At 64.9% G+C, this 13,543-nt stretch carries 8 protein-coding genes; 6 read left to right on the top strand and 2 right to left on the bottom strand.

The window, feature by feature from the left end:
• The first annotated feature begins 247 nt into the window (after window positions 1-247).
• A complete protein-coding gene (locus M3I54_RS13745; RefSeq protein WP_254336693.1) occupies window positions 248-2,008 on the top strand; it encodes an AMP-binding protein in 1,761 nt (586 codons plus the stop codon).
• Window positions 2,009-2,749: 741 nt separating this feature from the next.
• Here the strand turns inward: M3I54_RS13745 and M3I54_RS13740 are convergent.
• Entirely contained in the window at window positions 2,750-3,562 is an 813-nt protein-coding gene (locus tag M3I54_RS13740) for a transporter substrate-binding domain-containing protein (RefSeq protein ID WP_254336691.1), read from the bottom strand.
• Window positions 3,563-3,787: 225 nt separating this feature from the next.
• On the opposite strand from M3I54_RS13740, the gene hemE reads away from it, so the two are divergent.
• Together hemE and M3I54_RS13730 are read left to right on the top strand one after the other, a co-directional pair.
• Window positions 3,788-4,879, top strand: a complete 1,092-nt coding sequence (gene hemE / locus M3I54_RS13735; protein WP_254336689.1) for a uroporphyrinogen decarboxylase — start codon at window positions 3,788-3,790, stop codon at window positions 4,877-4,879.
• A 417-nt stretch (window positions 4,880-5,296) separates the two neighbouring features.
• The gene (locus M3I54_RS13730; protein WP_254336686.1) at window positions 5,297-7,552 is read left to right on the top strand and encodes a primosomal protein N'; all 2,256 of its coding nucleotides are present in this window, start codon (window positions 5,297-5,299) and stop codon (window positions 7,550-7,552) included.
• 74 nt (window positions 7,553-7,626) lie between these two features.
• Here M3I54_RS13730 and M3I54_RS13725 read toward each other — a convergent pair whose 3' ends face one another.
• Window positions 7,627-7,776: a hypothetical protein gene (locus M3I54_RS13725; RefSeq protein WP_254336684.1), complete on the bottom strand. Its 150-nt coding sequence runs from the start codon at window positions 7,774-7,776 to the stop codon at window positions 7,627-7,629.
• 290 nt (window positions 7,777-8,066) lie between these two features.
• Here M3I54_RS13725 and putA point away from each other — a divergent pair, with 290 nt between their 5' ends.
• From putA to M3I54_RS13710, 3 genes are all read left to right on the top strand, one after another.
• Window positions 8,067-12,014, top strand: a complete 3,948-nt coding sequence (gene putA, locus M3I54_RS13720; RefSeq protein ID WP_254336682.1) for a trifunctional transcriptional regulator/proline dehydrogenase/L-glutamate gamma-semialdehyde dehydrogenase — start codon at window positions 8,067-8,069, stop codon at window positions 12,012-12,014.
• A gap of 96 nt (window positions 12,015-12,110) precedes the next feature.
• Window positions 12,111-13,259 carry a branched-chain amino acid ABC transporter substrate-binding protein gene (locus M3I54_RS13715; protein ID WP_254336680.1) on the top strand — a complete coding sequence of 383 codons (1,149 nt, stop codon included), beginning with the start codon at window positions 12,111-12,113 and terminating at the stop codon, window positions 13,257-13,259.
• An 89-nt stretch (window positions 13,260-13,348) separates the two neighbouring features.
• On the top strand, window positions 13,349-13,543 hold a 195-nt coding region (locus M3I54_RS13710; RefSeq protein ID WP_254336678.1), incomplete at its 3' end, for a transposase.

The raw sequence follows: 13,543 nt of genomic DNA, 5'->3' as shown, positions 1-13,543 counted from the left end.
GCGATGAAAAACGCGGCACAAATGCCGTGAGCCCGGTGGTCGACCAAAACGCTCTGACATACTTGACGTTTACGGAAAGGTAATGCCAAATCATGCATTCGCGGCCGGCACGTCAAGCGGCGCCGGACTCGGCCCAGACAAGTGCGCTGCGGGTAAGACTTGATGCCGCCTCCGGGAAAGCCGGTGGCACAATGGTTTTCAAATTCATCTCAAACGCGGGAGTGACGCTCCCCAGGAGACAGCCATCATGGCAATCGACGCAGCAGGCGCGCGCGCCGCGCCCGGTGTACATGAGCCGCTCATCGCGCCGAAAGACGGGTTTTCCTACGTGCGAGGCACGACCGACGTGCCGCTCAGCGACGCGACCCTCGGCACCTTCCTGCAGGAGACGGCGAACCGGTTTCCCGAGCGGCCCGCCGTGGTGTTCCGCGAGCAGGGTATCCGCTGGAACTGGCGCGAGTTCGCCGCCGAAGTAGACGTGCTCGCAGCCGGTTTCGCCGAGCTAGGCATCGTCAAGGGAGATCGCGTTGGCATCTGGTCGCCCAATCGCGTCGAATGGCTGCTCACCCAGTTTGCGACCGCGCGTATTGGCGCGGTGCTCGTCAACATCAATCCCGCCTATCGCCTCTCCGAACTCGAATACGCGCTGAACAAGGTCGGTTGCAAGACGATCGTCTCGGCGGAGAGCTTCAAGACCTCGAAGTATCTGGAGATGCTGCAGACGCTCGCGCCCGAGCTTGCGAGCGCCACGCCCGGCCAGTTGCAGGCTGCGCGCCTGCCCGAACTGCGCGCGGTCGTGCGCATGTGCGACACGGCCACGCCCGGCATGTTCTGCTTCAGCGAGCTCGTGGAGATGGGCCGCGAGCGTATTGCCCGCGACGGCACGGCGTGGCTCGACGCGATCAACGCGACGCTATCGCCCGACGAGGCCATCAACATCCAGTTCACGAGCGGCACGACCGGCAATCCGAAGGGCGCGACGCTCACGCACCGCAACGTGCTCAACAACGGGCGTTTCATCGCCCAGGCGATGCGCCTCACGGAAGAAGACTCGCTCTGCATTCCGGTGCCGCTTTATCACTGCTTCGGCATGGTGCTCGCGGTGCTCGCGTGCGTTTCTGTGGGCGCGAACATGGTGTTCCCCGGCGAGGCTTTTGATCCGCGCGCGACGCTCGAAGCGGTTTCGGAAGAGGGCTGCACGGCTTTGCACGGCGTGCCCACGATGTTCATCGCGGAGCTAGATCATCCGGAGTTCGCGCGCTTCGATCTTTCGAAGCTGCGCACGGGCATCATGGCCGGCTCACCGTGCCCGATCGAGACGATGAAGCGCGTGGTCTCAAAGATGCATCTCGCTGAAATCACGATCGCCTACGGCATGACGGAAACGAGCCCGGTGTCGTTCCAGAGCGCGACAACCGACCCGCTCGACAAGCGCACGACCACGGTGGGCCGCATTCAACCGCATCTCGAAGTGAAGATCGTCGACGCGCTCGGCAATACCGTGGCCGTGGGCGAAACGGGCGAGCTGTGTACGAAGGGCTATTCGGTGATGCAGGGCTACTGGGGCGACGAGGAAAAGACGGCCGAGTCGATTGTCGATGGCTGGATGCATACGGGCGATCTCGCGACGATCGACGCCGAAGGCTACTGCAACATCGTCGGCCGCCTCAAGGACATGCTCATCCGCGGCGGCGAGAACATCTACCCGCGCGAGATCGAAGAGTTTCTGTTCCGCCACCCGAAGGTGCAGTCCGCGCAGGTGTTCGGCGTGCCCGATGCGAAGTACGGCGAGGAAGTGTGCGCGTGGATCGTACTGCGTCCGGGCGAAGTGGCAACGGCGGAGGAGATTCAGGCGTTTTGCCAGGGGCAAATTGCGCACTACAAGATCCCGAAGTACATCCGCTTTGTCGACGAACTGCCGATGACCGTGACAGGCAAGGTGCAGAAGTTCGTGATGCGCGCGCGCATGATCGACGAACTCAAGATCAGCGAGCAGAAGACGGCTTGATAGGTGGTTTGATGCAATGCCGCGGCGGGCGATTCATGGCGCCGCGGCGGCATTCCAGGGCGCGCAAAAATAGTCGGGAAACCGGACGATTGTCTGGCGGCGCAGGGGGTGGTGCGCAACGATGCCTGGCGAATAACAAAACGTACAGGCGAAAAAAAAGCGGGCCTGGAGCCCGCTAAAAACCACACGCTACGGGGTTAGCGCGAGGAGACCAAAGGAGGAGCCGGGTCATGAAACGTCTTCGACGCCGGTCACGGCTCCAACAAGGATGCCCCTCGAGAGGGCTTCGGCGTAGGGCCGACCGGCTGGTGTTTTGTGTCCGCTCACACTGGCACCCTGCCACATCCGTGTTGAAACCGTTGAAGGCATTGTGGGCGAATTAAGACGGGTTCGCGGTAACAAAGTGTTTCAGGTTGTAACGCCCGCCAGATAAGGCTCCGCGCGCCTTTTGCCATCCTGAGCGTTTTGCGGAAGTCATTTTTACCGCTATTTTTCGAGCCTGTCCGACAGCTTTAGCGGCAGCCCGCGCGCGAGGATTCGTATCGCATGAAGGAAGGCCCACGGCATGGGCCTTTTGCGCACGACACGCACCGTACGGAATTACCGGCTGCGCACATGCGCAATGCGTCGACATTGCACCTGTGCGCGAAATGCAAACTTTGCGCGGCTCGTGTCGCGACATCTTCTGCAACTCATCGTAGCAATTCGAAGGGCCATAACAATGCGGCGCGATTCAGCACTTCACTTCAGCCACTTGTCGGAGATTGCCTGATATTCGCCGCTCGCGCGCGCAAGATGCAACCACTGATCGACATACTGCTGGAACACCACGTCGCCGCGCGGCACCATCCACGCTTTCTCGCCGTATTGAAAGGGCTTGTCGGGATGCACCGAGCACAGGCCCGGGTTGAGCTTCTGCTGCAGCATGGTCTCGGAGGCATCGGTCACCATCACGTCGGCCTTGCCTGCGAGGATCTGTTTGAAGATCGTCACGTTGTCCGGATACATGATGAGATTCGCATGCGGCAAGAACTGCTTGGCGAAGCGCTCGTTCGTGCCGCCCGGATTCATGATCACGCGCACTGAAGGCTGGTTGATCTGCGCAACGGTCTGGTACTTCTTGACGTCGTCGCATCGCACGATCGGCGTCTTGCCGTCGACTTGATAGGCGTCGGTAAAGAACGCGCGCTTCTGGCGGTCGAGCGTCGTGGAGACACCACCCACTGCAACGTCGCACTTCGCGAGGAAGTCGTTCATGAGGTTCGACCACGACGTCTTCACGAACTCGGCCTTCACGCCCAGCGACTTCGCAAGCGACTCCGTCATGTCGATGTCGATGCCTTCGAACGTGCCGTCCTGCCTGTAGAACGAGTAGGGCCTGTAGTCGCCGGTCGTACAGGCGCGCAGCGTGCCGCGGGCGATGATCTCGTCGAGGCGCGAAGGGGCGGTGGCGGTCTGCGCACCGTTGGCGGGTGTACCGGCGGACTGGCCCGTGGCGCACGCGCTCAGCAATGCGGCGCTAACGATCGTCAGGCCGAGGGCGGCTCTTTTCATCGTGTCTCCAGATCTGGTTTTGATTGATGTAATGTTTTGGAAAGCCGTCTGATGATAGACCTCGCGTACGCGGCGGATAAGCGCGGACTTACCTGGGTAGGCAGGACCTATACTTCAGTGTCATTGCGCTGTCTGATCCCGCCCATCAGCGGCATGGCGCGGCGGCCGCTCCGGTAAAATGGCCGCTTGCTTCCGAACCCTGGCGCGATTTCGCGCATCTAGCACGTGGCCCACACTCTCCTGAACGACACCTTCCTGCGCGCGCTGCTGCGCCAGCCGACCGAGTACACGCCGATCTGGTTGATGCGCCAGGCAGGCCGCTATCTGCCGGAGTACAACGCTACGCGCAGCCGCGCGGGCAGCTTCCTTGGCCTGGCGAAGAATCCCGATTACGCGACCGAGGTCACGCTGCAACCGCTCGAGCGCTATCCGCTCGACGCCGCGATCCTGTTCTCCGACATCCTCACGATTCCGGATGCGATGGGCCTCGGCCTTTCGTTCCAGGCGGGCGAAGGGCCGAAGTTCGCGCACCCCGTGCGCACCGAAGAAGACGTGGCGCGACTCGCCGTGCCGGATATCGGTGCGACGCTCGGCTACGTGACTGACGCCGTGCGCGAAATTCGCCGCGCGCTCACCAATGCAGAAGGGCGCCAGCGCGTGCCGCTCATCGGCTTTTCGGGCAGCCCGTGGACGCTCGCCTGCTACATGGTCGAGGGCGGCGGCTCGGACGACTTCCGCACGGTGAAGTCGATGCTGTACGCGCGTCCGGACCTCATGCAGCGCATTCTCGAAGTCAACGCGCTGGCGGTGGCGGCCTATCTGAACGCGCAGATCGAAGCCGGCGCGCAGGCCGTGATGATCTTCGACACCTGGGGCGGCGCGCTCGCGGACGGCGCGTACCAGCGCTTCTCGCTCGCCTGGATCGCGCAGGTGGTGGCGCAGCTCAAGCGCGAGCACGATGGCGAGCGCGTGCCGGTGATCACGTTCACGAAGGGCGGCGGCCTCTGGCTCGACGAAATCGCCAATGCGGGCGTGGACGCGGTCGGTCTCGACTGGACCGTCAACCTCGGCCGCGCGCGTGAGCGCGTGGGTGATCGCGTGGCGCTCCAGGGCAACCTCGATCCCACGGTGCTGTTCGCTTCGCCGGCTGCGATTCGCGAACAGGCGCGCGCGGTGCTGGACAGCTTTGGCGCGCACCCGGGCCACGTGTTCAACCTCGGCCACGGCATTTCGCAGTTCACGCCGCCCGAAAGCGTGGCCGAACTCGTGGACGAAGTGCATCGCCACAGCCGCGCGATTCGCGCGACCGGTGCGTGACATTTTTGGTGCGTCGCAGCAAGCTGGGCTCCGGGCGTCAGGGTATGACCGGGCCCAAGAGGCCATCCAGACGCCATCGTGGTCCTGTCAAGACTTGACTTATGCACACTTGCCTCGTTGCGGCGCGCAAGAGGGAAAGGTTGTCGCAGGCGCCCGCTTAGGTCTGAGCAGAATCAATCAGACCCTTGACAGACAAGGCTTTCGGCGCTCCACGGCGCTCTGTGCGGTATCCCACATAACGACCACGCGCGGGCGCACGCGGGCGGCGCTCGAGAAGTTCTCAACAAAGTTATCCACAGGCGCAGATTCGGGGGCGCGATTGTTCTGCGGAATCCAAAACTTAGCGCGAAATCTAAAGTATTACTTTAGGTTTGCGTGTCTGTGCGCTGGCGTACGGAACTTCCCTGGGAGCGAGGCATGACAGGGCAGTACGTGCGAGTGGCGCTGGACCATCCACTGGATGCGCTCTACGACTATCGCTATGGCCTCGACTGTGCGCCCGAGCCCGGCATGCTCGTGCGCGTGCCGTTCGGGCGTCGCGACGTGGTCGGCCTGATCTGCGAAGTGAACGCTCACAGCGACGTGCCCGCGAACAAGCTCCGTGACGTGAGCGCGGTGTGCGCCGCCTGCCCTCCGCTTTCGGCGCAATGGCTCGCGCTGGCTGGCTTTGCCGCCGACTACTATCAGCGGGGCCTGGGCGAAGTTGCCTTGCCGGCGCTGCCGCAGGCGTTGCGCGATCCGTTGCGCTGGGCGCGGCTCCTCGCCCCCGAGGAGCGCTACCGTCTGTCGCCGCAAGGGCGCGCCGCGCTGCCCGACGCCTTGCCGGCGCGCGCCCAAGCGCTGCGCCGTCTCGCGCAGGCGCTGGCCGATGCCGGCGAGCTCGACGCAGCCGCGGCCCGCGCGCTGCATCCCAAGGCGATTGCTACGCTCGAAGCCTGGTGCGACGCCGGCTGGGTCGAGCATGAAAGCATCGAGTTCGGCGCGGCCGCAAGCGTGGCCAACAGCGCCGCGGAGACGACCGCCGTGGTGGCAGTCCCGCGCCTGAGCGACGAGCAAGCCGACGCCGTGGAAGCCATCGGCGCGGCGAGCGGCTTCGCGCCGTTTCTGTTGCACGGCGTGACGGGCAGCGGCAAGACCGAAGTCTATCTGCGAGCGCTCGCGGCGCTGCTCGAGCGCGACCCGGGCGCCCAGGCGCTCGTGCTAGTCCCGGAAATCAATCTCACGCCGCAGTTCGAGGCGGCCTTTCGCACGCGCTTCGCGGCCACGCTCGCCGACGACGCCATCGTCACGCTTCACAGCGGCCTCGCCGAAGGCGAGCGCGCCCGCAACTGGCTCGCGGCGCACACGGTCCGCGCGCGCATCGTGCTCGGCACGCGGCTCGCGGTGCTCGCCTCGCTGCCGCGTCTCGCGATGCTCGTGGTCGACGAGGAGCATGACCCCGCCTACAAGCAGCAGGAAGGGCTGCGCTACTCGGCGCGCGACCTCGCGGTATGGCGCGCGAAGCAATTGGGCGTGCCGGTCGTGCTGGGCTCGGCCACGCCGTCGCTCGAAAGCTGGTGGCAGGCCGAGCAGGGCCGCTACACGCGCCTCACGCTATCGCGCCGCGCGATTGCCGACGCGGTGCTGCCTACCGTCAAGCTGATCGATCTCGAAGAGGAGCGGCGGCGGGGCCGCGCTTCGTTCGAAGGGCTTTCCGGGCCGTTGGTCGCGGCGATGAAGGCGCGTCTCGAGCGCGGCGAGCAGAGCCTCGTGTTCCTGAACCGTCGCGGTTACGCGCCCACGCTCGCGTGCGACGCCTGCGGCTGGGTGGCCGGTTGCCCGCGCTGCAGCGCGTACGTCGTGCTGCACAAGCCCGAGCGCGCGCTGCGCTGCCATCACTGCGGCTGGGAATCGCGCATTCCGCATTCATGCCCCGAGTGCGGCAACGTCGACATCGCGCCGATGGGGCGCGGCACGCAGCGCATCGAGGAGGCGCTCGCGAGCGCGGTGCCGGGCGCGCGGGTGCTGCGCATCGACGCTGACAGCACGCGCCGCAAGGGCAGCGCGCAGGCGCTGTTCTCCGACGTGCACGCGGGCGAAGTCGACATCCTGGTGGGCACGCAGATGATCGCGAAGGGGCACGACTTCCAGCGCGTGTCGCTCGTCGGCGTGCTGAACGCCGACAATGCGCTCTTTTCGCACGATTTCCGGGCGAGCGAGCGCCTGTTCGCGCAGCTGATGCAGGTGAGCGGGCGGGCGGGGCGCGCCGGACTGCCCGGCGAGGTGCTCGTGCAGACGCGTTACCCGCGCCATGCGCTCTATCACGCGCTGGCGCGCCAGGACTATGTGGGGTTTGCGAATACGCAGGTCGCGGAGCGGCGCGATGCGCACCTGCCGCCGTTCGTTTATCAGGCGTTATTGCGCGCCGAAGGGCGCACGCTGGAGGCGGCGCTGGCGTTTCTCGCCCAGGCCGCAGAGGCGCTCACAGCGATTCCGGGCGCCGAGCGTGTCATGGTCTACGACGCGGTGCCGCTCACCATCGTGAAGGTGATGAACGTGCATCGCGCGCAACTGCTCGTGGAAAGCCAGTCGCGTGCCGCGCTGCAGGCAACCCTGCGCGCGTGGCAGCCCGCGCTGCGCGCGTTGCGCGGCGTGCTGCGCTGGAATCTCGAAGTCGATCCGCTCGATATCTAGTAGCGCACAGCAGCGGACGTGGCCCCGTTATCGCAACAGCGGGGCCACCCGGCATCAACTTCCCGCTTCCTTCCTCACTGGCCGACGGTATCGGTCACGTCCCTACGCGCCGCGCGCTTCAAGCTCATGCGGCGTTCATCCGGCGCCGTCGCGCCGCGCATGAAAAGCACGGCGCACATGGCGCACATCGTCCAGATCCCTGCGATTACCAGCAGCTTTTCCATTTTCCGGTCCCTACGCTCTTTCTTGTGATCAACAACCCCCGCTCTGTTTGTATAACGGCACGGCCGCGGAATCGATTAGGGTTGTCCAGCGTGTTGTTGGGCCAGGGAAAATACCGAGCGCAACCCGCGCGGCCCGGTGGGCGGACATCGGCCGCAAACCCAGGCTGCACAAGGCCTCAACCACGGTGCAACCATATTGAGGGAGTGGTTGCACCTTTTTATTGGTAGGGTTACGATTCGCCAACTTTTTGGTCACCGCCGGTGCGGGTCTGCCGGCATACGAAGGAAACATGGCTAGCACCACACTTGGCGTCAAAGTCGACGACCTCCTCCGCTCCCGCCTCAAGGACGCCGCCACGCGGCTCGAGCGCACGCCGCACTGGCTCATCAAGCAAGCCATCTTTGCCTATCTCGAGAAAATCGAGCACGGCCAGCTGCCACCCGAACTCAAGGGCCATGTTGGTGCGACCGATCTCGCCGAAGGTGCTACCGCCGACGACGACGAAGCGGCATCGCACCCGTTCCTCGAATTCGCGCAAAACGTGCAACCGCAGTCGGTGCTGCGCGCGGCCATCACGGCCGCGTACCGCCGTCCGGAGCCGGAGTGCGTGCCGTTCCTGATCGGCGAAGCGCGCCTGCCGGCCAACCTCATGGGCGATGTGACGAAGCTCGCCACGAAGCTCGTGGAAACGCTGCGCGCGAAGGGCACCGGCGGCGGTGTGGAAGGCTTGATCCACGAGTTTTCGCTGTCCAGCCAGGAAGGCGTGGCGCTGATGTGCCTCGCCGAAGCGCTGCTGCGCATTCCGGACCGCGCCACGCGCGACGCGCTCATCCGCGACAAGATCAGCAAGGGCGACTGGAAGTCGCACGTGGGCCACGCGCCGTCGCTGTTCGTGAACGCCGCGACCTGGGGCCTCATGATCACCGGCAAGCTCGTCACGACGAACAGCGAAACCGGTCTGTCGTCGGCGCTCACGCGCATGATCGGCAAGGGCGGCGAGCCGCTGATCCGCAAGGGCGTGGACATGGCCATGCGCCTGATGGGCGAGCAGTTCGTCACGGGCGAGAACATCTCCGAAGCGCTGGCCAACAGCCGCAAGTTCGAAGCACGCGGTTTCCGCTACTCCTACGACATGCTCGGCGAAGCCGCGACGACGGAAGCGGACGCTCAGCGCTACTACGCATCGTACGAGCAGGCGATCCACGCCATCGGCAAGGCCGCCGGCGGCCGCGGCATCTACGAAGGCCCGGGCATCTCGATCAAGCTTTCCGCACTGCACCCGCGCTACTCGCGCGCGCAGCAGGAACGCACGATGGGCGAGTTGCTGCCGCGCGTGCGCGCACTCGCCGTGCTCGCTCGCCGCTATGACATCGGCCTGAATATCGACGCCGAAGAAGCCGACCGCCTCGAACTTTCGCTCGACCTGCTCGAAGCGCTGTGCTTCGATCCGGAACTCGCGGGCTGGAACGGCATTGGCTTCGTGGTGCAGGCTTACCAGAAGCGCTGCCCGTTCGTGATCGACTACATCGTCGATCTCGCGCGCCGCAGTCGTCACCGCATCATGGTGCGCCTCGTGAAAGGCGCGTACTGGGATACGGAAATCAAGCGCGCCCAGGTGGATGGTCTCGAAGGCTACCCCGTGTACACGCGCAAGATCTACACGGATGTCTCGTACCTCGCCTGCGCGAAGAAGCTGCTCGGCGCGCCGGATGCCGTGTATCCGCAGTTCGCCACGCACAACGCGTACACGCTTTCGGCGATCTATCACCTCGCTGGCCAGAACTACTATCCCGGCCAGTACGAATTCCAGTGCCTGCACGGCATGGGCGAGCCGCTGTACGAAGAAGTCACGGGCCCGCTCTCGCAGGGCAAGCTCAACCGTCCGTGCCGCGTCTACGCGCCGGTCGGCACGCATGAAACGCTGCTCGCGTATCTCGTGCGCCGCCTGCTCGAAAACGGCGCGAACACGTCGTTCGTGAACCGCATCGCCGATGCATCCGTGCCGGTCGCCGAACTGGTCACGAACCCCATCGACGACGCAGCGAAGGTCGTGCCGCTCGGCGCGCCACACGCGAAGATTCCGCTGCCGCGCGAGCTGTACGGCAACGAGCGCTTCAATTCGATGGGTTTCGATCTCTCGAACGAGCATCGTCTCGCGTCGCTTTCGTCGGCGCTGCTGGCGAGCGCGCATCATCCGTGGCGCGCCGCGCCGATGCTCGCCGATAGCGATATCGCAGATGGCGCTGCACGCGACGTGCGCAATCCCGCCGATCATCGCGATCTCGTCGGGACCGTTGTGGAAGCATCGAGCGAGCAGGTGAGCGCCGCCCTCTCGCACGCCGTGGCCGCCGCGCCGATCTGGCAGGCCACGCCCGTCGAAGCGCGTGCAGATTGCCTCGCACGCGCCGCCGATTTGCTCGAAGCGCAAATGCATACGCTGATGGGCCTGATCGTGCGTGAAGCGGGCAAGTCGCTGCCGAACGCCGTGGCCGAAATCCGCGAAGCGATCGACTTCCTGCGCTACTACTCCACGCAGATCCGCGAAGAGTTCTCGAACGACACGCATCGCCCGCTCGGCCCCGTGGTGTGTATCAGCCCGTGGAACTTCCCGCTCGCGATCTTCATGGGCCAGGTGGCCGCCGCGCTCGCAGCCGGCAACACGGTGCTCGCGAAGCCCGCTGAACAAACGCCGCTGATCGCCGCGCAAGCCGTGCGCATCCTGCGCGAAGCCGGCGTGCCGGCGGGCGCGGTGCAACTGCTGCCGGGCAACGGCGAAACTGTGGGCGCGGCGCTCGTCGCCGATCACCGCACGCGCGCCGTGATGTTCACGGGCTCGACCGAAGTCGCGCGCCTCATCAACAAGACGCTGTCCGAGCGCCTCGACTCCGAAGGCCGCCCGATTCCGCTGATCGCCGAAACCGGCGGCCAGAACGCGATGATCGTCGATTCGTCGGCGCTCGCGGAGCAAGTGGTGGCAGACGTGCTGCAAAGCGCGTTCGACTCGGCTGGCCAGCGTTGTTCCGCGCTGCGCGTGCTGTGCCTGCAGGACGACGTGGCGGACCGCACGCTCGAAATGCTCACGGGCGCGATGAAGGAACTCGCGGTGGGCAACCCCGACCGCCTCTCGACCGACGTCGGCCCCGTGATCGACATCGAAGCGAAGCGCGGTATCGACACGCACGTCGCCGGCATGCGCGAAAAGGGCCGCAAGGTCCAGCAGATGCCGACGCCCGACACTTGCACACAAGGCACGTTTGTTCCGCCCACGCTCATCGAGCTGGACAGCCTCGACGAACTCAAGCGCGAAGTGTTCGGCCCGGTGCTGCACGTGGTGCGTTATCGCCGCAGCCAGCTCGACAAGCTGCTCGAGCAGATCCGCGCAACGGGCTACGGCCTCACGCTCGGCATTCACACGCGTATCGACGAAACGATCGCGCACGTGATCGGCCGCGCGCACGTGGGCAACATCTACGTGAACCGCAACGTGATCGGCGCGGTGGTGGGCGTGCAGCCGTTCGGCGGCGAAGGCCTGTCGGGCACGGGTCCGAAGGCGGGTGGCGCGCTGTATCTTTCGCGCTTGCTCGCGAAGCGTCCGGCTGGTTTGCCGAAGTCGCTCGCCGATGTGCTCGTCGTCGACGCGCCGCAAGCTGCTGAAGGCAACAACGGCGCGCCGCAATCGGCACAGTCTGCGCTTACGACGCTGCGCGACTGGCTCATCGCCGAGCGCGAGCCCGCGCTCGCGGCACGCTGCGACGGCTACCTCGAATACATGCTCGCCGGCGCCACGGCGGTTTTGCCGGGCCCGACGGGCGAGCGCAACACCTACACGCTTTCGGCGCGCGGCACGGTGCTGTGCGTGTCGTCCACCGCAACGGGCGCACGCGCACAACTGGCCGTTGCGCTCGCAACGGGCAACCGCGCGCTGTTCCAGGGCGCGGCGGGCGAAGCGCTGGTGAGCGCATTGCCGGCGGCACTGAAGGCGCACGTGGCGATCAAGAAGACGGCCGACGCCGACTTCGATGCGGTCCTCTTCGAAGGCGACAGCGACGAGCTGCTCGCACTCGTGAAGGAAGTGGCCAAGCGTCCTGGGCCGATCGTCTCGGTGCAAGGCGTGGCGGCGCATGCGCTTGCCAATGGCGATGAAGATTACGCTCTCGAACGACTGCTTGCGGAACGTTCGGTCAGCGTGAATACGGCAGCAGCAGGCGGTAATGCAAATTTGATGACGATCGGTTAAGCACAAGCGATACTGTCGGTCGTCTCAAGACAAGGAAGCGGCAAGGTCTATCGAATCCGAAGCCGCTCGTTTGATACCTGGTACCAAGGAGAAGCAATGCAACACACGATGAAGCAGCTGGCAGGCGCAACGCTTGTTGCCGCCCTGTCGCTGGCGGGGACTGCGCACGCACAACAAGCCGAAGACGTGAAGATCGGTTTCGCCGGTCCGATGACGGGTGCGCAGGCGCACTATGGCAAGGACTTCCAGAACGGCATCACGCTCGCAGTCGAAGACATGAATGCGACGAAGCCCGTGATCGGCGGCAAGCCGGTTCACTTCGTGCTCGACTCGGCCGACGATCAGGCTGACCCGCGCACGGGCACGACGGTCGCGCAGAAGCTCGTCGACGACGGCGTCAAGGGCATGCTCGGCCACTTCAATTCGGGCACGACGATCCCGGCTTCGCGCATCTACGCGAACGCAGGTATCCCGCAGATCGCCATGGCGACGGCGCCTGAGTACACGCAGCAAGGCTTCAAGACGACGTTCCGCATGATGACCTCGGACACGCAGCAGGGTTCGGTGGCAGGCGCGTTCGCGGTGAAGAACCTGGGCATGAAGAAGATCGTCGTGATCGACGACCGCACGGCTTACGGCCAGGGTCTCGCCGACGAATTCTCGAAGGCTGCGAAGGCTGCGGGCGGCACCATCATCGATCGCGAGTACACCAACGACAAGGCCGTCGACTTCAAGTCGGTCCTGACGAAGGCGAAGGCGATGAACCCCGACCTCGTCTACTTCGGCGGCGCGGATTCGCAAGCGGCACCGATGGTCAAGCAGATGAAGTCGCTGGGCATCAAGGCCCCGCTGATGGGCGGCGAAATGGTTCACACGCCGACCTTCCTGCAGATCGCGGGCGACGCGGCGAACGGCACGGTGGCATCGCTTGCCGGCCTGCCGCTCGACCAGATGCCGGGTGGCAAGGACTACGTCGCGAAGTACAAGAAGCGCTTCGGCGAAGACGTGCAGACGTACTCGCCGTACGCCTATGACGGCGCAATGGCGATGTTCGACGCCATGAAGAAGGCCAACTCGACGGATCCGGCGAAGTACCTGCCGTTCCTCGCGAAGACCAGCATGCCCGCTGTCACGACGTCGGACCTCGCGTACGACACGCGCGGCGACCTGAAGAACGGCGGTATCACGCTCTACAAGGTTGTCGACGGCAAGTGGACGACGCTGCAAAGCGTGGGCGGCAAGTAAGCGCCCGACGTTCGGCTGAAGTAAAAAGCCCCGCAGAATGAACTGCACCCCAAAAGTTGGACACCGATCCAACCTTTGGGGTGTTTTTCATGGCGAAGTACACGGAGCAGTTCAAGCGGTCTGTTGTCAAAGACTTGCTGTCAGGCAAAGGCTGCAGCAGTAGGGAAGTGGCACGCCGGCATGGTGTGGACCACGGCACGGTGCGCAAATGGGTAGCCGCCTGGCAGGCGCATGGCAAAGCGGCGTTCAGCAAGAAGTACAGTCATTACGACGCCCGGTTCAAG

It is taken from the genome of Paraburkholderia sp. CNPSo 3274, from assembly GCF_024206475.1.
Lineage (GTDB): Bacteria > Pseudomonadota > Gammaproteobacteria > Burkholderiales > Burkholderiaceae > Paraburkholderia.
Note: the sequence above shows the minus strand (reverse complement) of the source record. Positions and strands in the feature narration are given on the sequence as shown.

Excerpts from the sequence above, each read along its gene's own strand:
- M3I54_RS13730 (WP_254336686.1), top strand. The coding sequence starts at position 5,297 with ATGACAGGGCAGTACGTGCGAGTGGCGCTGGACCATCCACTGGATGCG.
- putA (WP_254336682.1), top strand. The coding sequence starts at position 8,067 with ATGGCTAGCACCACACTTGGCGTCAAAGTCGACGACCTCCTCCGCTCC.
- M3I54_RS13715 (WP_254336680.1), top strand. The coding sequence starts at position 12,111 with ATGCAACACACGATGAAGCAGCTGGCAGGCGCAACGCTTGTTGCCGCC.
- M3I54_RS13725 (WP_254336684.1), bottom strand. The coding sequence starts at position 7,776 with ATGGAAAAGCTGCTGGTAATCGCAGGGATCTGGACGATGTGCGCCATG.
- M3I54_RS13745 (WP_254336693.1), top strand. The coding sequence starts at position 248 with ATGGCAATCGACGCAGCAGGCGCGCGCGCCGCGCCCGGTGTACATGAG.
- M3I54_RS13740 (WP_254336691.1), bottom strand. The coding sequence starts at position 3,562 with ATGAAAAGAGCCGCCCTCGGCCTGACGATCGTTAGCGCCGCATTGCTG.